Source organism: Kitasatospora sp. NPDC059812 (genome assembly GCF_042732075.1).
Taxonomy (GTDB): Bacteria; Actinomycetota; Actinomycetes; order Streptomycetales; family Streptomycetaceae; genus Kitasatospora.
Window position 1 is genome coordinate 5,451 of sequence record NZ_JBHWIO010000066.1, and the last position, 23,545, is coordinate 28,995.

25 protein-coding genes and 1 pseudogene are annotated in these 23,545 nt (G+C 72.5%); 9 read left to right on the forward strand and 17 right to left on the reverse strand.

What is annotated here, in order from left to right; translation table 11 throughout:
- Positions 1–61: 61 nt before the first annotated feature.
- The gene (locus ACFV6D_RS27525) at positions 62–1,000 is read right to left on the reverse strand and encodes an SGNH/GDSL hydrolase family protein (protein WP_063347064.1); all 939 of its coding nucleotides are present in this window, start codon (positions 998–1,000) and stop codon (positions 62–64) included.
- 311 nt (positions 1,001–1,311) lie between these two features.
- On the opposite strand from ACFV6D_RS27525, the gene ACFV6D_RS27530 reads away from it, so the two are divergent.
- Positions 1,312–2,967 (forward strand): FAD-binding dehydrogenase, encoded by a 1,656-nt coding sequence (locus ACFV6D_RS27530; protein WP_380495205.1) that lies wholly within the window; start codon positions 1,312–1,314, stop codon positions 2,965–2,967.
- A 16-nt stretch (positions 2,968–2,983) separates the two neighbouring features.
- On the opposite strand, the gene ACFV6D_RS27535 is transcribed toward ACFV6D_RS27530, so the two are convergent.
- Positions 2,984–3,334 carry a metalloregulator ArsR/SmtB family transcription factor gene (locus tag ACFV6D_RS27535; protein ID WP_063347062.1) on the reverse strand — a complete coding sequence of 117 codons (351 nt, stop codon included), beginning with the start codon at positions 3,332–3,334 and terminating at the stop codon, positions 2,984–2,986.
- Positions 3,335–3,452: 118 nt separating this feature from the next.
- Here ACFV6D_RS27535 and ACFV6D_RS27540 point away from each other — a divergent pair, with 118 nt between their 5' ends.
- The 3 genes from ACFV6D_RS27540 (at position 3,453) to ACFV6D_RS27550 (ending at position 6,126) form a co-directional block, all read left to right on the forward strand.
- Complete coding sequence (locus ACFV6D_RS27540) at positions 3,453–3,857, forward strand: hypothetical protein (RefSeq protein WP_063347061.1); 405 nt, start codon at positions 3,453–3,455, stop codon at positions 3,855–3,857.
- Between the two features lie 150 nt (positions 3,858–4,007).
- Complete coding sequence (locus ACFV6D_RS27545) at positions 4,008–4,262, forward strand: hypothetical protein (protein ID WP_063347060.1); 255 nt, start codon at positions 4,008–4,010, stop codon at positions 4,260–4,262.
- A gap of 196 nt (positions 4,263–4,458) precedes the next feature.
- Positions 4,459–6,126 carry a metallophosphoesterase family protein gene (locus ACFV6D_RS27550; RefSeq protein WP_079135505.1) on the forward strand — a complete coding sequence of 556 codons (1,668 nt, stop codon included), beginning with the start codon at positions 4,459–4,461 and terminating at the stop codon, positions 6,124–6,126.
- A 112-nt stretch (positions 6,127–6,238) separates the two neighbouring features.
- Here the strand turns inward: ACFV6D_RS27550 and ACFV6D_RS27555 are convergent, their stop codons facing one another.
- Entirely contained in the window at positions 6,239–6,571 is a 333-nt protein-coding gene (locus tag ACFV6D_RS27555; RefSeq protein WP_063347058.1) for a YnfA family protein, read from the reverse strand.
- Between the two features lie 18 nt (positions 6,572–6,589).
- A complete protein-coding gene (locus ACFV6D_RS27560; protein ID WP_063347057.1) occupies positions 6,590–7,804 on the reverse strand; it encodes a pyridoxal phosphate-dependent aminotransferase in 1,215 nt (404 codons plus the stop codon).
- Between the two features lie 96 nt (positions 7,805–7,900).
- Here ACFV6D_RS27560 and ACFV6D_RS27565 point away from each other — a divergent pair.
- Both ACFV6D_RS27565 and ACFV6D_RS27570 read left to right on the forward strand, forming a co-directional pair.
- Positions 7,901–8,254, forward strand: a pseudogene (locus ACFV6D_RS27565) (winged helix-turn-helix transcriptional regulator); the annotation flags it as partial.
- A gap of 150 nt (positions 8,255–8,404) precedes the next feature.
- Positions 8,405–9,280 carry an SGNH/GDSL hydrolase family protein gene (locus ACFV6D_RS27570; RefSeq protein WP_380429134.1) on the forward strand — a complete coding sequence of 292 codons (876 nt, stop codon included), beginning with the start codon at positions 8,405–8,407 and terminating at the stop codon, positions 9,278–9,280.
- On the opposite strand, the gene ACFV6D_RS27575 is transcribed toward ACFV6D_RS27570, so the two are convergent.
- Complete coding sequence (locus ACFV6D_RS27575) at positions 9,175–9,906, reverse strand: GNAT family N-acetyltransferase (RefSeq protein WP_380561444.1); 732 nt, start codon at positions 9,904–9,906, stop codon at positions 9,175–9,177. The two genes, ACFV6D_RS27570 and ACFV6D_RS27575, sit on opposite strands and share 106 nt — an antisense overlap.
- A gap of 167 nt (positions 9,907–10,073) precedes the next feature.
- Here ACFV6D_RS27575 and ACFV6D_RS27580 point away from each other — a divergent pair, with 167 nt between their 5' ends.
- Positions 10,074–11,003, forward strand: coding sequence for a pentapeptide repeat-containing protein (locus ACFV6D_RS27580; protein ID WP_380561446.1), 930 nt, complete (start codon positions 10,074–10,076; stop codon positions 11,001–11,003).
- A 75-nt stretch (positions 11,004–11,078) separates the two neighbouring features.
- Here the strand turns inward: ACFV6D_RS27580 and ACFV6D_RS27585 are convergent, their stop codons facing one another.
- The 6 genes from ACFV6D_RS27585 to ACFV6D_RS27610 form a co-directional block, all read right to left on the reverse strand.
- Positions 11,079–11,339, reverse strand: a complete 261-nt coding sequence (locus ACFV6D_RS27585; RefSeq protein ID WP_380495527.1) for a hypothetical protein — start codon at positions 11,337–11,339, stop codon at positions 11,079–11,081.
- A gap of 148 nt (positions 11,340–11,487) precedes the next feature.
- On the reverse strand, positions 11,488–12,222 hold the full coding sequence (locus tag ACFV6D_RS27590) for a tyrosine-protein phosphatase (protein WP_380561448.1): 735 nt from the start codon (positions 12,220–12,222) through the stop codon (positions 11,488–11,490).
- A gap of 67 nt (positions 12,223–12,289) precedes the next feature.
- Positions 12,290–12,961, reverse strand: coding sequence for a TetR/AcrR family transcriptional regulator (locus ACFV6D_RS27595; protein WP_380561450.1), 672 nt, complete (start codon positions 12,959–12,961; stop codon positions 12,290–12,292).
- A gap of 80 nt (positions 12,962–13,041) precedes the next feature.
- Positions 13,042–13,365 (reverse strand): hypothetical protein, encoded by a 324-nt coding sequence (locus tag ACFV6D_RS27600; protein WP_380561452.1) that lies wholly within the window; start codon positions 13,363–13,365, stop codon positions 13,042–13,044.
- On the reverse strand, positions 13,362–13,880 hold the full coding sequence (locus tag ACFV6D_RS27605; protein ID WP_380346053.1) for a DUF6232 family protein: 519 nt from the start codon (positions 13,878–13,880) through the stop codon (positions 13,362–13,364). The genes ACFV6D_RS27600 and ACFV6D_RS27605 overlap by 4 nt, the downstream gene beginning before the upstream one ends.
- Positions 13,881–13,945: 65 nt before the next feature.
- The gene (locus tag ACFV6D_RS27610) at positions 13,946–14,986 is read right to left on the reverse strand and encodes a Scr1 family TA system antitoxin-like transcriptional regulator (protein WP_380561454.1); all 1,041 of its coding nucleotides are present in this window, start codon (positions 14,984–14,986) and stop codon (positions 13,946–13,948) included.
- 171 nt (positions 14,987–15,157) lie between these two features.
- Here ACFV6D_RS27610 and ACFV6D_RS27615 point away from each other — a divergent pair, with 171 nt between their 5' ends.
- A complete protein-coding gene (locus ACFV6D_RS27615) occupies positions 15,158–15,547 on the forward strand; it encodes an ATP-binding protein (RefSeq protein WP_380561456.1) in 390 nt (129 codons plus the stop codon).
- A gap of 119 nt (positions 15,548–15,666) precedes the next feature.
- Here the strand turns inward: ACFV6D_RS27615 and ACFV6D_RS27620 are convergent, their stop codons facing one another.
- Positions 15,667–16,566: an aminoglycoside phosphotransferase family protein gene (locus tag ACFV6D_RS27620; protein ID WP_244293323.1), complete on the reverse strand. Its 900-nt coding sequence runs from the start codon at positions 16,564–16,566 to the stop codon at positions 15,667–15,669.
- A 64-nt stretch (positions 16,567–16,630) separates the two neighbouring features.
- Positions 16,631–17,068, reverse strand: a complete 438-nt coding sequence (locus ACFV6D_RS27625) for a PPOX class F420-dependent oxidoreductase (protein WP_380561458.1) — start codon at positions 17,066–17,068, stop codon at positions 16,631–16,633.
- A 167-nt stretch (positions 17,069–17,235) separates the two neighbouring features.
- Between ACFV6D_RS27625 and ACFV6D_RS27630 the strand changes: the two genes are divergently transcribed.
- The gene (locus tag ACFV6D_RS27630; RefSeq protein WP_380561460.1) at positions 17,236–19,704 is read left to right on the forward strand and encodes a Tex family protein; all 2,469 of its coding nucleotides are present in this window, start codon (positions 17,236–17,238) and stop codon (positions 19,702–19,704) included.
- Between the two features lie 128 nt (positions 19,705–19,832).
- Here the strand turns inward: ACFV6D_RS27630 and ACFV6D_RS27635 are convergent, their stop codons facing one another.
- The 4 genes from ACFV6D_RS27635 to ACFV6D_RS27650 form a co-directional block, all read right to left on the reverse strand.
- Positions 19,833–20,255 (reverse strand): SHOCT domain-containing protein, encoded by a 423-nt coding sequence (locus ACFV6D_RS27635; RefSeq protein WP_380487738.1) that lies wholly within the window; start codon positions 20,253–20,255, stop codon positions 19,833–19,835.
- 125 nt (positions 20,256–20,380) lie between these two features.
- Positions 20,381–20,965, reverse strand: coding sequence for an NUDIX hydrolase (locus ACFV6D_RS27640; protein WP_380561462.1), 585 nt, complete (start codon positions 20,963–20,965; stop codon positions 20,381–20,383).
- Positions 20,962–22,119, reverse strand: coding sequence for a type III polyketide synthase (locus ACFV6D_RS27645; RefSeq protein ID WP_363371132.1), 1,158 nt, complete (start codon positions 22,117–22,119; stop codon positions 20,962–20,964). Before ACFV6D_RS27645 ends, ACFV6D_RS27640 begins: the two co-directional genes overlap by 4 nt.
- Positions 22,120–22,245: 126 nt before the next feature.
- Entirely contained in the window at positions 22,246–23,451 is a 1,206-nt protein-coding gene (locus ACFV6D_RS27650) for a cytochrome P450 (RefSeq protein WP_380434856.1), read from the reverse strand.
- Between the last annotated feature and the right edge of the window lie 94 nt (positions 23,452–23,545).

A 23,545-nucleotide genomic window follows, 5' to 3' on the forward strand; every position in this document is an offset into this window, starting at 1 on the left:
ACCGGACTCCGGTCACCGCCCCCCTCGGGGTTTGCGGGGCCTAGGGATTGTCAGACACGCCCTACCGCAGCGCGGCGAGCACCGCGTCCGCCATCACCTTCTCGCCGGTGGCGTTCGGGTGGAACGGCACGGCGGGCGAGCCGGGCAGCGCGCCCTCGATCCAGCGGTCGTCCGAGCACACGTCGTGCCCGGCGGTGGGCGTGGCGGTGTCGACGTACGTCGCGCCGCCGGCCGCCGCGGTGCTCTTGAGTGCGGCGTTCAGCTTGTCGAGCACGCCGTGCATGTACTCGACGTCGCCCGGGGTCACGGGCTGGCGCAGGATGCACGAGCGGCCGTCGGCGGGCAGCACGGACGGGTAGCCGACCAGCAGCACCCGGGCCCGCGGCGCCTTGGCGTGGATGCGCCGCAGCGTGTCGGCGACCTGCGGCGCGATGCTGCTGGTGATCCGCTCGGCCAGGTCGTCGTTGCCGTACTGCCAGGACCAGCTGCTCCAGTCCCAGTAGCCGTGGTGGTAGACGTCCTTGCAGGGCGTGCCGAGCGGGTTGACGACCGCGCCGGCGATGCAGGTGGCGACGAGTTCGCCGAGGCCGAGGTCGCTGGCCGCGAGGTCGTTGCCGCCGATGCCGAGGGTGACCAGGTCGGTGTCGGGGGTCACCGCGTCCAGCTGCGGGTCGTTGACCCGGATGAAGGCGTCGTACTGGGGCTGCGTCATGGCCTTGACCTTGGCGGCGGCGCAGGTGACGTCGGTGTAGGCGCCGGCCTTGAGGGCGGCGGCGACCAGGTGGCCGTAGTTGCGGTCGGAGCGCAGGCACAGGCCCGCCGACTGGCCGGGCACGCCCGCGCCGGCGGCGTAGGAGTCGCCGAGCGCCACGAGGTGCTTGGGCGCCGGGGTGGCGGCCTGGGCGCTGGTGGAGGTGAGCGCGAGGGCGGCGCCCAGGGCGACGGAGGCGAGCGCGGTGGAGCTGCGCAGGTATCGGGGTTTCCGGGCAGGGCGGAGCACGGTTCCTCCTGGGGGGAGAGAAACGACGGGTGGGGGTCGTGCCGGGCCGCGGCTACTCGCAGGTAAGTTACTTGTTGGTTTCGTGGACGTCCATGCCGTGCGCGGAAATTTCCGAAATTCCGTCAGATCGCATTTCGCATTTCGCTCCACCGTGTATCGAAGACATTTCCGAAACGGTGTGGAGCGGAATTGCCGCAGTCGGTTGTTACCGGCCGGTTGACCGGACGTCACCGCAGGCCGCAGTATCGGGCGCACAGCGACGGCGCCCACCCCGCGCGCGCCGTCCCGCCCGCCGCGACGGAGGACTGCGCATGGCCCTGGACGCCGACGTCATCGTCATCGGAGCAGGACTCGCCGGACTCGCCGCCACCGCCGAACTCGCCGACGCCGGACGGAAGGTGATCCTGCTCGACCAGGAGCCCGCGGCCTCGCTCGGCGGCCAGGCGCACTGGTCCTTCGGCGGCCTCTTCCTGGTCGACTCGCCCGAGCAGCGCCGGATGCGGATCCGCGACTCGCACGCCCTCGCCCGCCAGGACTGGTTCGGCACCGCCGGCTTCGACCGGCCCGAGGACGCCTGGCCGCGCCGCTGGGCCGAGGCCTACGTCGACTTCGCGGCCGGCGAGAAGCGCTCCTGGCTGCACGGCCTGGGCGTCCGGTTCTTCCCCGTCGTCGGCTGGGCCGAGCGCGGCGGCCTCCTCGCCGACGGCCCTGGCAACTCGGTGCCCCGCTTCCACATCACCTGGGGCACCGGGCCCGGACTGCTGGAGCCCTTCGTCCGCCGGGTCCGCTCCGCGGCCGCCCGCGGGCTGGTCGACCTGCGCTTCCGGCACCGGGTCACCGGCCTGGCCGCCACCGCGGGCGTCACCGACACCGTCACCGGCGAGGTGCTGGTGCCCAGTTCGGCGGCCCGTGGCGAGGCCAGCTCGCGCGAGGCCGCCGGACGGTTCGAACTGCGCGCCCAGGCCGTGATCGTGACCTCCGGCGGCATCGGCGGCAACCACGACCTCGTCCGCAAGGCCTGGCCGGCCCGGCTGGGCACCCCGCCCGCCAAACTGCTCTCCGGCGTCCCCGCCCACGTCGACGGGCTGATGCTCGGCATCGCCGGCGACGCCGGTGCCAGCCTCATCAACGGCGACCGGATGTGGCACTACACCGAGGGCATCGAGAACTGGGACCCGATCTGGGCCCGGCACGGCATCCGCATCCTGCCCGGCCCGTCCTCGCTCTGGCTGGACGCGCGCGGCAACCGGCTGCCCGTCCCGCTCTTCCCCGGCTTCGACACCCTCGGCACGCTCGACCACATCATGTCCACCGGGTACGGGCACACCTGGTTCGTGCTCAACCAGCGCATCATCGAGAAGGAGTTCACCCTCTCCGGCTCCGAGCAGAACCCGGACCTGACCGGGAAGTCCGTGCGCGGCGTCCTCGGCCGCGCCCTGCCCGGCGCCCCCGGTCCGGTCCAAAGCCACCTGCGGCACGGGCCCGACTTCGTCGTCGCGAGCAACCTCGCCGACCTCGCCCGCGGCATGAACGCCAGGACCCGCGAGGCGCTGATCGACCCCGCCGAACTGCGCCGCGCCGTCGAGGCCCGCGACCGGCAGTTCGCCAACCCCTTCGCCAAGGACCTCCAGGTCACCGCCGTCCACGGCGCCCGCCGCTACCTCGGCGACAAGCTGATCCGGGTGGCCCCGCCGCACCGCATCCTCGACCCGGGCGCCGCCCCGCTGATCGCCGTCCGGCTCAACATCCTCACCCGCAAGTCGCTCGGCGGCCTGGAGACCGACCTCTCCGCGCGCGTCCTGCGCCCCGACGGCGAACCCCTCCCGGGCGTCTACGCCGCGGGCGAGGCCGCCGGCTTCGGCGGCGGCGGCGTCCACGGCTACCGCTCCCTGGAGGGCACCTTCCTCGGCGGCTGCCTCTTCTCCGGCCGCACCGCCGGCCGCGCGGCGGCTCAGGCCACGGCGTAGACCGGTGCGTGCGGCCTCAGCGCTCGTCGGTGAGGCCCAGCCGCAGGTGCTCGACGTGGTACACGGCCTGGTCGAGGAGGGCGGCGACGTGGTCGTCGTGCAGGGAGTAGACCACCGAGCGGCCCCGGCGCTCGCCGACGACCAGGCCGAGGTTGCGCAGCAGCCGCAGCTGGTGGGAGCAGGCGGACTGCTCCATGCCCACGGCGTCGGCGAGTTCGGTGGCCGCGCGCGGTCCCTCGCGCAGTTCGGCGAGGATCAGCAGCCGGGAGGGGGTGGCCAGCGCCTGGAGGGTGGTCGCGACCTTGGCCGCGTTGGAGGCGTCCAGGCGCATCCGCGGTACGGCTTTCTCGGTGGTCGCGTGTCCCATGGGGGCATCCTACGGACCGCCGCCGAACCCCGGCACCCGGTACCCGGCAGTGCCTCTTGGCGTGCCAGGTAGGCTGCGCGTGCAGCGTGCCCCGTGACCAGGAGGAGTTCCAGAGCCGATGAGCCGCCGAGACCGGGACCGCAAGCAGGCGGCCGCCTCCCCGGTGACCGTCACCGTCTGCCGGGGCTGCTGCTGCGGCACCGAGGCCAAGCACCCGGGGGTGGACCACGCCGGGCAGTACGAGCGGCTGCGGGCGGCGGTGGGTGCGGCGGGCCGGGTCCGCGCGGTCAAGTGCCTGGACGTGTGCACCCAGTCCAACGTGGTGGTGGTCGGCCCCTCCGGGGAGGGGCGGGCGGCGGGCGGGCGTCCGGTCTGGCTGGGCTTCGTGCTGGCGGACGACATGATCGACGAGATAGCCGCCTGGGTGCACGCGGGCGGCCCCGGGCTGGCCGACCCGCCCGGGCTGCTCGACCTCCAGCTGATCTCGGTGTCCCGCCGGGTCCGCGAGGGCCTGGCGGAGTAGCGGACGGTGGAGTCGATCCGTCCTCATCACGGTTGGGACGCAGCGGGGTTGGCCGATCCGGCGGCCGAGCAGGATCCGCTGGACGCCGCCCTCGGCGGTCCCACTACCATGACCGGTGGCTGCCAGCGGTTCCGCCCAGGGAGGACGACGATGACGACGGTCTGCCGGATCTGCGCGGGCACCGGCCGGACCGCCGGTCTCAGCTGCCGGACCTGTCAGGGCACCGGGACCACCGAGGTGGGCGGCGGGGGCGGCAACTGCTTCCTCTGCGACGGCACCGGGGTGTACGTCCGCTACCGGGTGGACGCGACCGGCGCCAAGCACGCCTACCGGGACGAGATCTGCCGCACCTGCGACGGCACCGGCAACCGGTCCCCCTCCACCTGGGACGAGCCCTCCGGCTGAGCGCCCCCGTCCGCGGCGGCGCCGACGGTGGCTCAGGCCGCGCCGCCGGCCGGGGCCATGATCCGGGGTCGGTCCGGGGCGGGCGCGCTCCTTTACCTGATCATGGTCGAACATTGGCGTTCGAATGGGCGGCGCGCTGCGGCCCGTTCACCCCGCGTCCGTGTGCGGTCAACGCGCCGCTGGAAGAGTCCCGCGCATGGATATCCCTCACATGGGCGTACCGGCCAAGCTCGCGGACCGCATGAGCACGGCCGAGCAGCACGAGTACCTGCGGGCCCGCTTCTCCCGCCGCCGGATGCTGCGCGCCGGCGCCGTGACCGTCGGTGCCGTCGCCGTCGGCGGCGCGCTGGGCAGTGGAACGGCCTTCGCCGCGCCGGCGAGCCCGCAGCTGCTGACCGGTGCCACGACGGCCGGTGTCGACGGTTCGCTGGTCGCGCCGATCGGGCGCCACCTCCAGTTCGGGCCCGAGCCCGACACCCAGTTCCGCATCTCCTGGCAGGTCCCGGCGCCGGTCAAGAAGCCGTTCCTGCGCTTCGGCAAGACCCCGTGGGAGCTCAGCCACAAGCTCCAGGCCGAGGTCCGCACGCTGCACACCCCGGCGCTGAGCCCGAACAGCCAGCCGGTGGACCAGTACTACCTGCACGTGGCGCTGGAGGACCTGCACCCCGACACCACCTACTACTACGGTGTCGGCCACGAGGGCTTCGACCCGGCCTCGCAGCAGCAGATCTCCACCCTGCACACCTTCCGCACCGCGCCCTCCCGCGACCACCGCTGGGGCAAGGTCTACGAGCCGTTCACCTTCACCGCCTTCGGCGACCAGGGCGTCAGCTCGCACGCGGCCGGCAACGACCACGTCATCCTGGCCCAGAAGCCGTCCTTCCACCTGCACGCCGGCGACATCTGCTACGCCGACCCTGCGGGCTCCGGCACGGACCCCGACAAGTCCGTGTACAACGCCAGGACCTGGGACGACTTCCTGGTCCAGACCGAGACGGTCGCGGCGACCGTGCCGTGGATGGTCGCCTACGGCAACCACGACATCGAGGCCTGGTACTCGCCCAACGGGTACGGCGGCGAGAACACCCGCTTCTTCCTCCCGGACAACGGCCCGGACCCGCGCAAGGTCCCCGGCGTCTACACCTTCCGCTACAAGAACGTCGGCGTCATCTCGCTCGACGCCAACGACGTCTCCTACGAGATCCCGGCCAACCTGGGCATCTCGGCGAACAAGCAGACCAAGTGGCTGGAGCGCACCCTCAAGGACCTGCGCAACGACGAGACGATCGACTTCGTCGTGGTCTTCTTCCACCACTGCGCCTTCTCCACCACCGTCGCGCACGCCTCCGAGGGCGGCGTCCGCGAGGCCTGGGTGCCGCTGTTCGAGAAGTTCCGGGTGGACCTGGTCATCAACGGCCACAACCACATCTACGAGCGCACCGACGCGATCCTCGGCAACAAGGTCTCGAAGCAGGTGCCGAGCGGCGCCACCATCGAGCCGGCGAAGGACGGCGTCGTCTACGTGACCGCGGGCGCGGCCGGCCGCAGCCTGTACAAGTTCGACGTGCCGGACACCTACGAGGGGCACGAGAACCACCAGGACGAGGTGAAGACCTACTACTGGGGGAAGGGCAAGGTGAAGGTCCCCGAGACCATCCAGTGGTCGCGGGTGCGCTACACCGGCTACTCCTTCATCAAGGTCGACGTCACCCCGGCCCACCTGGGCCAGAAGTCGTCCATGAAGGTGACCGCGCTGGCCGAGGACGGCACGCAGATCGACAACTACACGATCCTGCGCAACGTCGGCGAGGGCTGGGACTCGGACCACGACGACGACGGTCAGGGCGGCGGCTGGGGCTGGTAGTCCCCGAACCGGCTTGCCGGGCCCCGGCGTCGAGGAGTCCGCACCTCGACGCCGGGGCCCCGTGCGTGGAGAACCCCGTGCGTGGAGGGCCCAATGCCGAGGACCAGTGCGCTCAGCGCCGGGGCCCGTACATGATCACCGCGACCCCGGCCAGGCAGACCAGCGCGCCCACCACGTCGTAGCGGGTCGGCCGGAAGCCGTCCACGACCACGCCCCAGAGCAGCGACCCGGCGACGAACACCCCGCCGTACGCGGCCAGCACCCGGCCGAAGTGGCTGTCCGGCTGGAGCGCCGCGACGAAGCCGTACCCGCCGAGCACCACCACCCCCAGCCCGGCCAGCCACCACGGCCGCTGCTCGCGCACGCTCTGCCAGATCAGCCAGCAGCCGCCGATCTCGGCGAGGGCGGCGACGACGAACAGGGCGACGGAACGCAGGACGGTCATGGCCGACAAGCCTAGGCGTCAGGATTGCCGGTACGTCGCGAGGAAGCGGCCGATGCGGTTGATGGCCGTCTCCAGGTCGTCGGCGCGGGGCAGGGTGACGAAGCGGAAGTGGTCCGGGCGGGGCCAGTTGAAGCCGGTGCCCTGGACGACGTGGATCTTCTCGCGGAGCAGCAGGTCCAGCACGAACTGCTCGTCGTCGACGATCCGGTGCACCGCCGGGTCGAGCCGGGCGAAGGCGTACAGGGCGCCCTTGGGCTTGACGCAGCTGACGCCGGGGATCTCGTTGAGGGCCTTGTAGGCGACGTCGCGCTGTTCGGTGAGCCGGCCGCCGGGCAGCACCAGGTCGTTGATGGACTGGTGGCCGCCGAGCGCGGCCTGGACGGCGAACTGGGCGGGCACGTTGGGGCACAGCCGCATGCCGGAGAGCATGGTCAGGCCCTCCAGGTAGTCGGCGGCGTGCTGCTTGGGCCCGGAGACGACCAGCCAGCCGCTGCGGAAGCCGGCCACCCGGTAGGCCTTGGAGAGGCCGTTGAAGGTGAGGGTGAGGACGTCGTCGGCGAGGGCGGCGAGGCAGTGGTGCTCGGTGTCGTCGTAGAGGATCTTGTCGTAGATCTCGTCGGCCAGGACCATCAGCTGGTGGCGGCGGGCGAGGTCGAGGATGCCCTCCAGCAGTTCCTTCGGGTAGACCGCGCCGGTGGGGTTGTTGGGGTTGATGACGACGATGGCCTTGGTGCGGGCGGTGATCTTGGCGGCGATGTCGTCGAGGTCCGGGTACCAGTCGGCCTGCTCGTCGCACAGGTAGTGCACGGCCTTGCCGCCGGCCAGCCGGACCACGGCCGTCCACAGCGGGTAGTCCGGCATCGGGACGAGCACCTCGTCGCCGTCGTCGACGAGCGCGGTGACGGCCATCTGGATCAGTTCGGAGGCGCCGTTGCCGAGGTAGACGTCGTTGACGCCGACTCCGGTCACGCCGCGCTGCTGGTAGTACTGCACCACCGCGCGGCGGGCGGGCAGGATGCCGCGCGAGTCGCTGTAGCCGTGCGCCTTGGGCAGGTTGCGGATGATGTCCTGGATGATCTCCTCGGGCGCCTCGAAGCCGAACGGCGCCGGGTTGCCGGTGTTCAGCCGCAGCACGCTGTGCCCGGCCTCCTCCAGGGCGTTGGCCTGGTCGACCACCGGGCCGCGGATCTCGTAGCACACGTTGTTCAGCTTGCTGGACTGCCGAAACTCCACTGCGGCCTCCCGACCGTCACCACCGCATCGTTGCTGATGCTTTGTTCTACCAAGTTGGCACTTGGAAAGTCCAACCTTTTGGCTATGCTGATCCACATGTCACGCCGAAGCTACGACCAGTACTGCGCCGTCGCCCGCGCCCTGGACGCGGTGGGGGAGCGCTGGAGCCTCCTGATCGTCCGTGAACTCCTCGGCGGCCCGCGCCGATACACCGACCTGCACGCCGACCTGCCCGGCGTCTCCACCGACATCCTCGCCGCCCGGCTCAAGCAGCTGGAGGGCGACGGCCTGGCCCTGCGCCGCCGGCTCGAACGGCCCGCCAACGCCACGGTCTACGAGCTCACCGAACGCGGCCGCGAACTGCGCCCGGTGATCGAGGCGCTGGGGGAGTGGGGCCTGCCCGCCCTCGGCGAGCAGCGGCCCACCGACGCCGTCCGCGAGCACTGGTTCACCCCCCGCACGGCGGACGACGGGGCGCCCGTCGCGGGTTAGGCACCCGTGCTCGTGCTCGTGCCGGTGCCGGGGTCCGATGCCGGTGCCCGGACCGGCCGCGTAGCATCGTCGGGCCACGGAGCCATCGGAGGAGAGCGGAGACCGCCCGTGCCCACCACCTACCGCAGTTACGTCGCCGTCGGGGACTCCTTCACCGAGGGCATGTGCGACGACCTGCTGCCCGACGGCCACTACCGGGGCTGGGCCGACCGGGTCGCCGACGCGCTCGCCGCCGAGGCCGGGGGTGACGGCGGTTTCCGCTACGCGAACCTCGCCGTCCGCGGCAAGCTCATCGGCCAGATCCACGACGAGCAGCTCCCCGCCGCCACCGCGATGGGCGCCGACCTGGTGACCCTCGTCGGCGGCCTCAACGACGCGCTGCGCCCCGGCTGCGACATCGCCCGGGTCGAGCGGCTGCTCGGCCGCTGCACCGAGGAACTGCGCGCCACCGGCGCCACCGTGGTGCTGTTCACCAGCACCGACCCGACCCGCAGGATGGCGGGCAGCGCCCGGCTGCTCCCGGCCATCCTGCGGATGAAGGCCTTCGTGCACGAGCTAGGCCAGGACGAGGGCGTCGCCGTCGTCGACCTGTTCGCCGCCCCCTGCTTCGACGACCGCCGGCTCTGGGGCGAGGACCGCCTGCACCTGTCGCCCGAGGGCCACCGCCGGGTCGCCGAAGGGGTGTTGGAGGCGCTCGGCCGCCCCGCCGCCTTCGACTGGCGCGCCCCGCTGCCGCCCGCCGCCCCGCCCGGCCGGGCCGAGCGGCTGCGCGCCGACGCCCGCTGGCTGGGCGGCCACCTGGGGCCGTGGATCGGCCGCCGGCTCACCGGGCGCTCCTCCGGCGACGGCCGGCCGCCGAAGCGGGCCGAGCTGCTGCCCTACTCGGCTCCGGGCTCGGCTGCGGGTTCTACGGCGGGCTCGGCTGCGGGTTCTGCGACGGGTTCGGCCGCAGGTTCGGCGGCGGGCTCGGCTGCGGGCTCGTAGAACAGGCTCGCCATCGGGGAGCGGGTGGTCCAGCCGAGCGCGGTGTAGAGCGCCCGGCCGTCCGGGGTGCCGACCAGGACGGCGGTGTCGGCGCCCGCTTGGTGCCCGGCGTTCTGGAGGGTCCGCATCACCAGGGCGCCCAGGCCTCGGCGCCGGTGCTCGGGCGCGGTCACGATCTGGTCCGGCACGGCCACGGGGCCGGCCAGGCCCGCCTGGCCGCGTGCGGCGAGGTGTCCGGCCTCGGTGCGGACCAGGGTCCGGACGACCCCGCCCCGGGTCCAGGTGGTCACCGTGTAGCCGGCCGGCACCTCGGGCCGTTCGGTGCCCAGCGGGGCGGTCATCAGGTACCCCGGCTGGTCGAGCCGCCACTGCGGGCCCAGCCAGGGCCGGGCGACGGCGTCCTCGGTGAACAGCTTCAGCCAGGTGCCCGGTGCGGTGGTCGCCTCGGCGATCTTGCGGACGTCGGGCTCGGTCGGTTCGGGCAGCACGTGCCGGGCGACGTGGCCGACCACGCCGACGTCGATCGTCCAGCCCCAGGGCTCGTCCACCGCTTCGGCCGCGCCGCGCGAGACGCTCCAACCGGCGATCCACATCCGGACGAGTTCGTTGATGCTCGGGTCCTGCACTCCTACCCCCGTATGCCATGGGCGCACTGCGCCATGGGTGCACCTCGTAATAGGTGCACTGCCGATTGACACCTTACAGGGGGTGGGGTGGGTGTGACCAGCGCCCAGTAGGCTTGGCGGTTCGACGCACCGGACGGCCGGTGCCCACGCTGGAAGGACCACGCGACGTGCGCGAGACCGAGCCGCCGCAGCACCCCACGGCGGCTCAGCCGACCGAGCTGCGCTCCGACTGCACCAGCTGCTTCGGCCTCTGCTGCGTCGCCCTGCCCTTCGGTGCCGGCACCGACTTCGCCGTCGACAAGGCCGCCGGCAGCGCGTGCCGCAACCTGCAGACCGACTTCACCTGCGGCATCCACGAACGCCTCCGCGACCGGGGCTTCCAGGGCTGCACCGTCTACGACTGCTTCGGCGCCGGGCAGCGCGTCTCCCAGGTCACCTTCGGCGGCCGCAGCTGGCGCGAGGCGCCGGCCGACGCCAAGCCCATGTACGACGTCTTCCCGGTGGTGCGCCAGCTCCACGAACTGCTCTGGTACCTCACCGAGGCGCTCGGCTACGCCCCCGCCCGCCCGGTCCACGCCGACCTGCGGCAGGCCCTGGAGGAGACCGACCGGCTCGCCGGCGGCACCCCTGAGGAGATCCTCGCCGTCGACGTCCCCGCCCACCGGCAGCGCGTCAGCGACCTGCTGCTGCGCGCCAGCGAACTCGTCCGCGCCGCCGTCCCCCGCCGCCGCGAACACCGCGGTGCCGACCTCTTCGGCGCCCGCCTGCGCGGCGCCGACCTGCGCGGGGCCAACCTGCGCGGCGCCCTGCTCGTCGCCGCCGACCTCGGCGGCGCCGACCTGCGCCTCGCCGACCTCGTCGGCGCCGACCTGCGCGACGCCGACCTCTCCGGCGCCGACCTCACCGAGGCCCTCTTCCTCACCCAGGCCCAGCTGAACGCGGCCCGCGGCGACGCCACCACCCGTCTGCCCGCCGCCCTCGTCCGCCCCACCCACTGGCCCGCCACGGCCCTCGCCCCGGCCGCCGCCGCCACCGGCACGCGCGCCCCCCGCAAGCCGCGCAGCGGCGGCCGTCCGGGCGGCCCGCGCCGCCGCTAGCGGCCGCCCGCTGCAACGGTCGAGCCCGCCCGGCAGGCGTCTGCCGGGCGGGCTCGGTGTTCCTGGCGCCCGGTGCTAACAGCTGTGCGCTGCGGAGGGGCGCTTCGCCGCGATGTACGGCTTGCCCATGTGCGCGACGACGTCGGCCGGGCAGGTCTTGATCCAGTTGGAGCCCGCCGTGTGGTTCTTGACCTTGGCGTCGCTGCAGTACTCGACGCGGTCGGCGGTCTTGAAGCACTGGTAGCCGGGGTACCCCGCCGCCGAGGCGGTGTTGACGCCGGCGAACAGGCCGGCCGCGGCGAGCAGGGCGACGGGCAGAACGGAACGCATCCTCATGGTTTTCTCCCGTTGGTTCGTCTGGGCAGTGGCCCGATCCTGGCAGCGCGGCGGAGGCGGGGGCAACGCGACATGACATGTTTAGGTCAACCTGTGTTCGACTGAACTCCCTTCCCCTTCTTGGCCGTTGACGGCCCGTCGGGCAAGGTCAGGCCGTGAGCAGGCGCGAGCGGAGGGCGGCTATCCGGGCGGGGGAGAAGCCGAGGGTGACGGTGGCGTAGTCCTCGACCGAGCCGTGGCGGGCGGCGAGGTCGGCGAGGGCGAGGCGGATGACCGTCTCGGGGGCGCGTCCGTAGCCGGGCCAGCGCAGGGTGCGGCCGGGGTGGGCGGCGTGCCACTCGGCGATGAGGTGCGGGGTGGCCAGCTCGGTGCGGGCGAAGTCGGCGGCGATATCGCCCTCGGAGACGCCGAGCAGGGTGAGGACGAGGGCGGCGATGAGCCCGGTGCGGTCCTTGCCGGAGGCGCAGTGGAAGGCCACGGGCTCCTCGGCGGCGGCGATCACCTCCAGGGCCTCGCGGATCTCCTCCACCCCGTCCTCGGCGACCTCGGCGAAGCGGTCGGCGAGGTACCGCCAGGGGTCGACGTCCGGGTCGATCTCGGCCTGGTCGTAGGGGCGGTGCTCGATCGAGAGGTTGTGGTAGACCAGCCCTTCGTAGTCGGGCACCCGGCCCTTGGCGGCGATCTCCCAGGGGTAGCGGAGGTCGATCACGGTGCGCACGCCGAGGGCCTGGAGCCGGTCGAGGTCGGCGGGCGAGGTGAGCTTGCCGAGTGAGTCGGAGCGGTAGAGCAGGCCCCGGCGGACGGACCGGCCGTCGGCGGCGGGGTGGCCGCCCAGGTCGCGGAAGTTGTGCAGCCGTTCGAAGGTGAGCTGACGCATTGTCATGCGCGGCACTCTAACCAGCGGTGCCCGTGGGGCCGGCGGGCCCCCGATGCCCGGTGGGGCCTCCGTGTTAGGCGGGGCCCCGGCGCCCGGTGGGCCCCGGGTGCCCGGCGGCGCCTTCGTAGCCGGCGGTGAGGAGTTCGAAGGCGCGGTCGGCGTTGGTGGCGGCCTCGAAGTGGAGTTCGTCGGCGGTCTGGCCGTCGTCCCGGATCCGGTGCCAGTTGTGTTCGGCGAGGACCCGCTGGGCGGCGGTGACCTGGGCGGCGAGGAGGGGTGCGGTGAGGCGCCGGGGCGGGGCCAGGTCGGGGGCCTCGTGCAGCGCCCGGGCGAGGGACTGTTCGGCGCGGGCGAGGTATTCGGCGCCCCGGGCCTTCAGGCTCGGCGTGGAGTACACCAGATCGCTGAACGCCAGGACCCGGGGGTCGTCGTTGAGCCCGGTGATGGGGTCGCGCCGGGCGAGCCCGTCCAGGAAGTCCCGGTGCAGGGCGGCCAGCACCGGTTCGCCGGCCGCCCGGCCGCGGACCACGCCGGCGGCCTGGTCCTGGTGGTCGGCGAAGCGGTGGACGACCAGGTCCTCCTTGGTGGAGAAGTAGCTGAACAGCGTCGGCTTCGACACCTCGGCGGCGGCCGCGACGTCCGCCACCGAGACCGGGTCGAAGCCGCGCTCCAGGAAGAGCGCGATCGCGGCCTCGGAGATCGCCCGCCGCGTCCGCTCCTTCTTCCGTTCCCGCAGTCCGCTCATGGCGTGAGGCTAGCAGGATTCCTTGACTGAGGAAGGTCTCTGACCCGGTATGACTTTCGGGCCTGGCCGCCCGCCGTCGCTCAGGAGCTCAGCGAGTCCAGGATGCGGCGGATCGACTCCACCACCGGGGCGCCGGCGGCGGCGAGGGCGGCGACGCCGGAGATGTTGCGTAGGGCGCGGCGCAGGGTGGCGGGCGGGGTGGCCTGCCCGTTGCCGAGGTCCGCCAGCGACTCGTCCAGCACCTCGCGGTCCTCGGCCGGCACCTGCTCGCGCAACTGGCGTACGGCGGCGATGAGTTCGCGCATCGCGGCCTGCGGGTCGGTCGGTCCCTGGTGCTTGATGATGCCGATGTTGTGGTCGCCGTGCTGGGTGACCGAGTCCCCGAAGTGGATGCCGCCGCTCACAGACTGACCTTCTTTCCGGTGTTGTGGTCGCCGTACTGGTTGATCTGGTCGCCGATGTGGACGTTCTCCACCTGGAGGGCGAACTCGGCCAGCGGGTTGTCGATCGCTTCCATGATCAGCTGGATCAGGTTGCCGACCTGCTGGGCGTCGTGGCTGACCACCGCCGTGTTCGAGGAGCTGGAGGTCTCGATGATCAGCTGGTAGACCGTGCGCATCTGCAGCCGCTTGACCAGCCGGTAGAGGCTGGCCGCGAAGAGCGCGAGCGCCACCACGCCGATCACGTTCTTGGTCGTCTCCTGGTTCGCGCCGCTCCCGAGCAGCGAACCGAGGAGGGCGGTGGCCACCAGCAGGCCGATCACCTGCCGGACGAACCGGATGATCACCCGCGCGCGCTTGGGCGGCAGCAGCTGGAACTGCCGGGCCCGGGCGATGTTGTGGAGCGGATAGGCGTCGCCGCCCACCCACAGCACCCGCCGGCTCACTCTGACGTCGATCACACTGCTTCTGCGTGCCAAGTCGTCCCCCTACCCGTAGTGGCGGGGAGAACCATAGCAACGGTCGCCGCTGGTGGCAGCCCCCGTCAGCGCAGGCGGCCGGTGCGGACGGCGTCGATGAAGGACTGCCAGGCGACGGGGCTGAAGTCGAGGACGGGGCCCTCGGGGTCCTTCGAGTCACGGACGAGCCGCCCGGGGTGGGTGGTCGCCACCTCGACGCAGTTGCCGCCGTTGTTGTCGCTGTAGCTGGACTTGCGCCAGGGGACGGTCGCTTTGCTGGGCATCATGTTGAGAAGTCCTTCTCTCACGCTGCGGATCAGATCTGCGCTGTCGCGGGGAGACGGCGCCTCCGCTTGCAGCAGATCATAGGTCCGCTGCCTGCGCTGGACTTCCTTCGGGTCATCGATGAAGTGACCCTGATCCAGGCTTTCGGAGTAGAGCCGAGTCCTGCCCTCGGGTGAGGTCACCAGGGAGACGAAAGTGCCGAACGGGAACCGCTCGCCAAGGCTGAAGGGCGCGATCTGGTGGACGATGTTCGGGCGCTGGCTCATCTCCAGCAGGTGTCCGAGCTGCTCGTACATCACCTCAGGGCCGCCGACCATCGTGCGGATAGCGGCTTCACAGTGGACGACCATGAGGAGCGGGGCGTCCTCCTCGAAGAGGCGACGCTGGCGTGCGAGTCGTGACGCGACCAGTTCCTCGATCAGCTCGGAGTTGCCTGCTGCGGTGCCTCCGCTGAACAGCGCGCGGGCGTACCCCTCTGTTTGCAGCAGACCTGAGATGCGGAGGACCTGGAACTCGCCGATCGTCGAGGCCTTGTTCTCGTAGCCCGCGTAGCGTCGGAACCAGTCGGGGTGTTCCACCCGTGCGTACCAGTCGATCTCCTTCCAGAGATCGATCAACTGGCCGCCCGCCTCCAGCAGTCGGTCCGCCGTGAGGACGAAGTCCTCCTGCGGGTTGCGGGTGCCGGCCTCGATGCGGGAGATGTGCGGGCGGCTGCACGGGATGAGGACCGCCAGCTGGCCCTGTGGCATCCCCTTCGACTCTCTCAGCTGCTTCAGCACCGCGCCGAACACGGCGCCCGCACTCGATCGCAGGTTTGGGTTCGTGGACTTCTTGCGGGTCACGGCGCAGGCCCCCCTGTGTCAGGACGTTCCTTGGAACCGGCTGATCACTCGTCACCGGCACGGTGATCGCCGATGCTTAATCATGGAACTGATCGCGCAATCGCACTAGTGAGTGCACGAAGCGGCCTGCCCGCGCGCGAAATCCTCAATGCATCCAAAGGTGGCACCGCTATGCCCGAAGCCCTTGACAGAGCCCTCGCCGATCAGCTGTGCACGCTCCCGCGACACCCTTCCTCGCCGACCGCCGCCCGGGTGGTGCTCCGGGGGTTCCTCTCCGACCTCAAGGACGGTGAACACTACGCGGGCGACGGCGAGTTGATCGTCACCGAGCTGGTCGCCAGTGCGGTCCGGACTCCCCCTGCACACCACCTCATCGACGTGCTCTTCGAGTACTCCGCCCCCGCCGGCCTCTGGATCGAGGTCACCGCCATCGGGCAGTCCGGCCGCGCGGGGCCGGACTGCCCGGGTCTTCGGCTGGTGCGGCGGCTCTGCGCCGCCTGGGGGTACGACCCCGCCGAGGGCCGCTCGTGGGCCCGGCTGGCCCCGCCCGTCGCTCAGTAGCCGAGGGTGAAGCGGCGCTGGACGAACCGGGGGAGCTCGACCTCGTCGACGAGGGCGGCGCCGCGCCCGACGCCGCCCAGCGGGTCTGCGTCGGTATCGCCGGCCTCGCGGCGGACTGATCAGGTGCTGCGGTCGGCGAGTACCTCGCGGACGACGTGGCGGGCGTTGGCGGTGAGGCCCGGGTTGGTGTGACGGTAGTAGGGGATCGTCACCAGCGCGATGGAGAAGGCCCAGGCGCGGCCGCGGGCCCACATGGCGTCATCGGCGCGGAGGGCGGCGCGGAAGGCGGGGCGGGCCGAGGCGGGCAGCAGGTTCCAGGCGACGATCAGGTCGGAGGTGGGGTCGCCGACGCCCATCAGGCCGAAGTCGAGGACGGCGCCGAGCCGGCCGGACCGGTCGAGCAGGAGGTTCCCGGGGGTGAGGTCGCCGTGCATCCACGAGGGCGGGCCGGCGTACTCGGAGAGGCGAAGCGCCTTGTCCCACAGGGCGGTTGCGGCGTGGGTGTCGACCGCTCCGGCGAGTTGGGCGATGGCCGCGCGGGTGGCGCCGTCGCGGGAGGCGAGCGGGACGCTGCGGTGGCCGGCCGGGCCGCCGGCCGGGTTGACGGCGCGCAGGGCGTTGACGAAGGCGGCGAGGTCGCGGGCGAGTGCGCCGGGGGCGGCGAGGGCGCCGACGACCGGGTTGGCGCCCTCGAACCAGCGGAGCACCGACCACTCCCAGGGGTAGCCGGCGGCGGGCCGGCCGACCGCGAGCGGGGCGGGTATCGGCCGTGGCAGTCGGGGGGCCAGCGCGGGCAGCCACTGCTTCTCGCGGCGGACGTCCCCGGCCGCCCATTCCACCCGGGGGAGCCGGACGGCGAGTTCGGGTCCGAGGCGGAACATCGCGTTGTCCGTCCCGGTGGAGGTGACCGGCGTGACCGGCAGGCCGACCCAGTCCGGGAACTGGGCGGAGATCAACCGCCGTACCAGGGCCGCGTCGATGACCAGTCCGTCGGGGTGCATCCGGGTGGCAGCGCACATGCCCGGCAGCGTACAGCGCGGATCGGTGCCCTTCAGCGGATTCCCGGAATGCGTACGGCCGGCCTCAGTTCAGCGTGACCCGCACGCCGATCGTCCCGCCCTTGCCGAAGCGCAGCACGTTCGCGGTCAGCGCGATCGCGCACAGCAGCCCGTACTTGCGGCGCAGCAGCTTCCGGTAGGCGGGCGCGCGGCCGGGGTCGAGGACGGCGGTGGCCGGGACCTGCTCGCCGAGCAGGGTGCCGCGGATGTCGCTCGGCCCGACCAGCACGTCGGAGCGGTTGCGCAGCCGCTTGACCTTGCCGGTGCGGGTGACGGTGGTGAAGACCAGCGCGTCGCCGTCGCGCGCCACCCAGACCGGGGTGGGCACGGGGGTGCCGTTCTTGCGGTGGGTGGTGAACAGCAGGTACTTGGCGGCGGCGAGTTCGTCCAGCCGGGCGGCGGCGTCCGGCGAGGGGCCGGCGTCCGGCGGGCGGGAGGCGTCCAGTTTGGGGGAGGTGTCCATGCGCGTCAGCGTAGGAAGGCGCAACGGGGCACTGCTTGAGTCTGGTTGGGGTCGCGGGCGGAGGGCGCCACGCCCGGCCGCCCCGGGTGCGGCCGGGAGCTGTCCCCGGCACCTGCCAGAATGCAGGGCGTACGGCGAAAGCACTGAAGGAGAAGGTGACCGGCTTCGTGACCACGCCAGTCGAACAGGTGGCCCGGCAGGCCCAGCAGGCGATCGAGCGCAAGATCGCCGAGGAACTGGGCGTTCGCGACGGGCAGGTGAAGTCCGCGGTCGAGCTGCTCGACGGCGGCGCGACCGTGCCCTTCGTGGCCCGCTACCGCAAGGAGGTCACCGGTTCCCTGGACGACGCCCAGCTGCGCACCCTGGAGGAGCGGCTGCGCTACCTGCGGGAGCTGGAGGAGCGCCGGGCGGCCGTCCTGGAGTCGATCGGGGCCCAGGGCAAGCTGGACGACGCGCTGCGCGCGCAGGTGCTGGCCGCCGATTCGAAGGCCCGGCTGGAGGACATCTACCTGCCGTTCAAGCCGAAGCGGCGCACCAAGGCGCAGATCGCCCGCGAGGCGGGCCTGGAGCCGCTGGCCGAGACGCTGCTCGCCGATCCCTCGCAGGATCCGGCGGCGCTGGCCGCCCGGTTCCTGAACGAGTCCGTCGCCGAGCCGGCCGCCGCGCTGGAGGGCGCCCGGGCGATCCTGGTGGAGCGCTTCGGGGAGGACGCCGACCTGGTCGGTTCGCTGCGCGAGCGGATGTGGACCCGGGGCCGGCTGGTGGCCACCGTGCGTGGCGGCAAGGAGCAGGACGGCGCCAAGTTCGCCGACTACTTCGACTTCGCCGAGCCGTACACCAAGCTCCCCTCGCACCGCATCCTGGCGATGCTGCGCGGCGAGAAGGAGGAGGTGCTGGACCTCGACCTCTCGCCGTACGACGGCGAGGAGGGCGATCTGCCCGGCGAGAACGACTACGAGCGGCGGATCGCCGCCCGCTTCGGCATCGCCGACCACGGCCGCCCGGCCGACAAGTGGCTGGGCGACACCGTCCGTTGGGCCTGGCGCACCCGCGTCCTGGTCCGGCTCGGCATCGACCTGCGGTCGCGGCTGCGGGCCGAGGCCGAGGAGGAGGCGGTGCGGGTGTTCGCCGCCAACCTGCGCGACCTGCTGCTGGCCGCGCCGGCCGGCACCCGCGCCACCATGGGCCTGGACCCGGGCTTCCGGACGGGGGTGAAGGTCGCGGTGGTGGACGCCACCGGCAAGGTCGTCGCGTACGACACGATCTACCCGCACCAGCCCGCCAACAAGTGGGACGCCGCGCTCGCGACCCTGGCCGCGCTGGCGAAGAAGCACGACGTCGACCTGGTGGCGATCGGCAACGGCACCGCCTCCCGGGAGACGGACAAGCTCGCCGAGGACCTGCTCAAGCGCCACCCCGAGCTGAACCTCACCAAGGCGATGGTCAGCGAGGCGGGCGCCTCGGTCTACTCGGCCTCCGCCTTCGCCTCGCAGGAGCTGCCGGAGCTGGACGTGTCGATCCGCGGCGCGGTCTCGATCGCCCGCCGTCTCCAGGACCCGCTGGCCGAACTGGTCAAGATCGACCCGAAGTCGATCGGGGTCGGCCAGTACCAGCACGACCTGAGCGAGGTGAAGCTCTCCCGTTCGCTGGACGCGGTGGTCGAGGACTGCGTCAACGCCGTGGGCGTGGACGTCAACACCGCCTCGGCGCCGCTGCTGACCAGGGTCTCCGGCATCACCGGCACGCTCGCCGACAACATCGTGGCCCACCGCGACGCCAACGGCCCGTTCCGCACCCGCCGGCAGCTCAAGGACGTCTCCCGGCTGGGCCCGAAGGCCTTCGAGCAGTGCGCGGGCTTCCTGCGCATCCCCGACGGCGACGACCCGCTGGATGCCTCCAGCGTGCACCCCGAGGCGTACCCGGTGGTGCGCCGGATCCTGGCGTCCACCGGCGGGGAGCTGAGCGGGCTGATCGGCAACGGCGAACGGCTGCGGGCCCTGCGCCCGGGCGACTTCGCCGACGAGGTCTTCGGCATCCCGACCGTCACCGACATCCTCGGCGAGCTGGACAAGCCGGGCCGCGACCCGCGCCCGGCGTTCCGCACCGCGACCTTCAAGGAGGGCGTCGACAAGATCGGCGACCTGGAGGTCGGGATGGTGCTGGAGGGTGTGGTCACCAATGTGGCCGCGTTCGGCGCCTTCGTCGACGTGGGCGTCCACCAGGACGGGCTGGTGCACGTCTCGGCGCTGTCGAGGACCTTCGTCAAGGATCCGCGCGAGGTGGTCAAGCCGGGCGACATCGTGAAGGTCCGGGTCGTCTCGGTGGACGTGCCGCGCAAGCGCATCGGGCTGACCCTGCGGCTGGACGACGAGGTCGGTCGCGACCGGGGCGGCGACCGTGGTGACCGGGGCGAGCGCGGTGAGCGCGGCGAGCGACAGGCCCGCCCGCCGCGCCAGGAGCGCCGGGGCGGCGGCCAGGACCGGCGCGGCCAGGGCGGCGGTTCGGGCGGCTCGGGCGGCTCGGGCGGTTCCGGCGGTGGCGCGTCGCTGGCGAACAGTGCGATGGCGGACGCGCTGCGCCGTGCGGGCCTGACCGGCGGCGACGCCTCGGGTGACCGCCGCTCCGGGCGGCGCTGAGCGGCTGGGGCGCTGGGGCGCTGGGGCGCTGGGGCGCTGAGGCGCTGAGCGGCTGACCGCCGCGGCCGGGGGGGGGCGGGGGGGGGGGGCGGCCCGCCGCCCCCCCCCCGCCCGCCGTGCGGGTCGGGTCAGGCCAGGAGCTTGTCCTTGGCCTTCTGGTACTCCTCCTCGGAGATGGCGCCCTTCTCCTTCAGGTCCGCCAGTCTCGCCAGGTCGTCGACGTGGCTGCCGCCGCCCCCGGGTGCGCCGGTTCCGGCCGCGTCCCGGATGTAGGCCTTGACGGCGGCCTCGCTCTGCCGGACCTGGGCGGCGTCCCGCTCGCTCATCGACTTCCCGCGGGCGATCACGTAGGCCAGCACACCGATCAGCGGCAGCACGATCACCAGGAGCAGCCAGCCGGCTTTGGCCCAGCCGCCCAGGTCGTGGCTGCGGAAGATGTCCGTGATGATCTTGAACAGCAGGAAGAACCAGAGGATCCAGAGGAACAGCTCCAGCATCGTCCAGAAGATGTTGAGCACCGGGTAGTCCACGGCCAGCATGTTGGTGTCCATGGCCGAGTCATATCACCGTAAAACGGACAATGCTCTCTGTTGTTCGGCCGTTCCAGTGGTCTTCCGGCCTAGCGGGAATATTTCGGAGAGGGGGCTCGGAGCGGGGGCCTCGGAGGGGCGGGGGATCAGCCCCGCCCGGCCCGCCGCCGCAGCTCCACGGCCAGCCCGATCAGCTCGCCCCACCAGGCGTCGTGCCCGGCCAGCAGCAGCCGCTGCGCCTCGTCCGCCGGCACCGCCCGCACCTCGACCACCTGCTCGCCGTCCGCCGGGTTGGTCGGCGCCGAGTCCACTGCGACCTCCGCCCAGCCCCACAGCCACGCCTTCTCCGGGTGCGGCTGCCACGGCCGGTACGGCGTCGGGTCCTCGGTGCGGCAGCGGTGCGCGCCGAGCCAGTCCGGCTCGCCGAGCAGCCGGGCGCCGGCCTCCTCGCGCAGCTCGCGCGCCAGGCAGGTGGCGATGCTCTCGTCCTGCTCCCGGGTGCCGCCGGGCAGGAACCAGTGGTCCCGGTCGTCCCGGCAGAGGACCACCTTGTCGTCCGCGAAGCCCACCAGGTGGATGTTGGTCACCAGCTCGTCCGGCGGCAGCACGGTGGAGAACAGCGCGTCGTACCGGCCCCAGGTCCAGTACTGCGGGGCGTGCAACGCGGGGAAGAGGGTGGCGAGTTCGGCGGATCTGTCGTCGGTGTCCGCCTGGTGCGTGGTGTCGGTCATTCGGTGATCGTAGTGCCGGCCGGGAAACGCCGGGGGGCGCTCGGATGGACGAGTGTGATGTCCGAGGTGGAGATGGCCCGCGGCCGTCGGCGGGCGGCCTCGACCGGCTCGCCGACCCAACTCCCCAGCGAGATCTCGGCAGTGATGCCGGGCCCGAAACCGGCGATCAGGCCGGTGGTGCCGTCGGCCACGCCGCCGTCGGCGAACAGCCGGGCGAGCGCGTCGAAGACGACGGCGCTGGCGATGTTGCCGCGCTCGGTCAGCGTCGCGCGGCTGTACCGGAAGGTGGCCGGCTCCAGGTTGAGGAAGTGGCAGAGGTCGTCGAGGATGCGCGGGCCGCCGGCGTGCACGATGTAGAAGCCCAACCCGGAGACGTCCCAGCCGTGTTCGACGGCCAGGCCGCGCAGCGCCGGGGCGAGCATCTCCATGGTGCCGGGCACCCGCTTGTCCAGCTGGAAGTGGAAGCCGGTGTCCTTGACCCCGTAGGAGATCCAGTTCTCGGTGTCCGGGACGAGGTGCGAGCCGTTGCGCTCGACGTGCACGCCGGTGCCGCCGTGTCCGCGCATCACCACGGCGGCGACGGCGTCCCCGAACAGGCCGTTGGAGAGCAGTGAGCCGACGCCGAGGTCGGTCGGCTGGTAGCAGAGCGAGCAGAACTCGCAGGACACGATCAGCACGTTGGCGCCCGGGTAGGCGCGGCAGAAGTCGTGCGCGCGGTTGACGGCGGCGCCGCCGGCCGCGCAGCCGAGCTGGGCGATCGGCATCTGGCGGGTGTCGGAGCGGAAGCCCAGGGCGTTGATCAGCCAGGCGGTCAGCGACGGCATCATGAAGCCGGTGCAGGACACGTAGATGATCAGGTCGATGTCCCGGGCGCCCAACTCGGCGTGCCCCAGGGCCCGTTCGACCACCTCGGGGACGCGGAGCTTGGCCTCCCGCTCGTAGACCTCGTTGCGCGCGGTGAAGCCCGGGTGGGTGAGGGTCTGCTCGATCGGCTGGACCAGGTGCCTGGTCCGCACCCCGGTGTTCTCGATCAGCCGCAGGGCGAGGCCGAGTTGGGGGTGGCCGGCGTGCAGGCTGCGGGCGAGGTCGAGGGTCTGGTCGAGGGTGATGACGTTCTCGGGTACGGCGATGGCCGGGCGGCAGAGTGTTGCCATGGTGCGGGTCTCCCCTGGGTGGCCTGGCCGGGCGGGCTGGTGAGCGGCCCGGGCAGGCGGCCTACGGATGCGTCGGACGGGCGCCGCGCGGTGCTCCGTGGCGGAGCCGGTGGCGCGGGGAGGAGGTCACCAGGCGAGCGGCAGGGTGCGGGGGTAGCGCCAGATCGACCCGGTGTGCCAGTCGAGTTCGGACGGCGGGACGGCGAGCCGCAGGCCGGGGAAGCGCCGCAGCAGGGTGCCGATGGCGACCTGGAGCTCCATCCGGGCCAGGTGCGCGCCGGGGCAGTGGTGCTGGCCGTGGCCGAAGGCCATGTGGGTGGGGGCGCCGCGGTCGAGGTCGAGTTCGTCGGGGCGCTCGTACATCGCCGGGTCGCGGTTGGCGGTGAGGTAGGAGACGTGGACGGCCTCGCCGGCCCGGATCAGCACGCCGCCCAGCTCGACGTCCTCGGTGGCGACCCGGGCGATGCCGACGCCCTGGCGGAACGGGATGAAGCGCAGCAGCTCCTCCAGCCCGCGCGGCAGCAGGTCGGGCTGGGCGCGCAGCTTGGCGAGCTGTTCGGGGTGGGTGAGCAGGGTGTAGGTGATGTTGCTGAGCTGGTAGGTGCTGGTGTCGTGGCCGGTGACCAGCAGGACCATCGCCATGACGGCCAGCTCCTGGTCGTCCAGCAGTTCGTCGCCGTCGCGGGCGGTGGCGAGGGCGCTGAGCAGGTCCTCGCCGGGGTGGGCGCGGCGGGCGGCGGTCAGCTCGGTGAAGTAGCCGCGCAGCGCGGCCTTGGCGGCTTCCTGGCCGGCCCGGCTGCCGGGGCCCATCGTCATCATGGCGACGGCGTGGCCGCGCAGTTCGGCGCGGTCCTGCTCGGGGATGTCCAGCAGTTCGCAGATGGTGGTGAGCGGGAGCCGGCTGGAGAGGAAGTGCACCAGGTCGGCGGGGGAGCCGTGTTCGGCCATCTCGTCGAGGTAGCCGTCGACGATCCGCTGGGTGGCCGGGCGCATCCGCTCGACCTGGCGGTTGGTGAAGCCCTGGGCGACGAGGCGGCGCAGCCGGTTGTGGCCCGGCGGGTCCATCAGGTTGATCGCCTCGGCCTGGGCGATCGGGGCGGGCGTCATCCGGGGCAGGTCGCGCCCGATGCCGGCGGCGCGGCTGAACCGCCGGTCGGTGGTGACGATCCGGACGTCCTCGTAGCGGGTGGCGAGCCAGGCCTCGCCCTCGCCGTGCGGCAGCCGGATCCTGGCGATCGGGGCCTCGGTGAGCAGCCGCTTGAGGAGCGGGTCGAACTCCAGGCCGTCGGTGTGGTTGAAGGGGCAGTCCCACACGGGGGCGGAGGTAGTCACGGGCCTGTCCAAATGTCTTGAAAATGCCGCCCGAACGGTCATTTCTCGTTCGGGCGCGGACAGAGAGATGTTCCCCCATGAACTGGCAAAAATG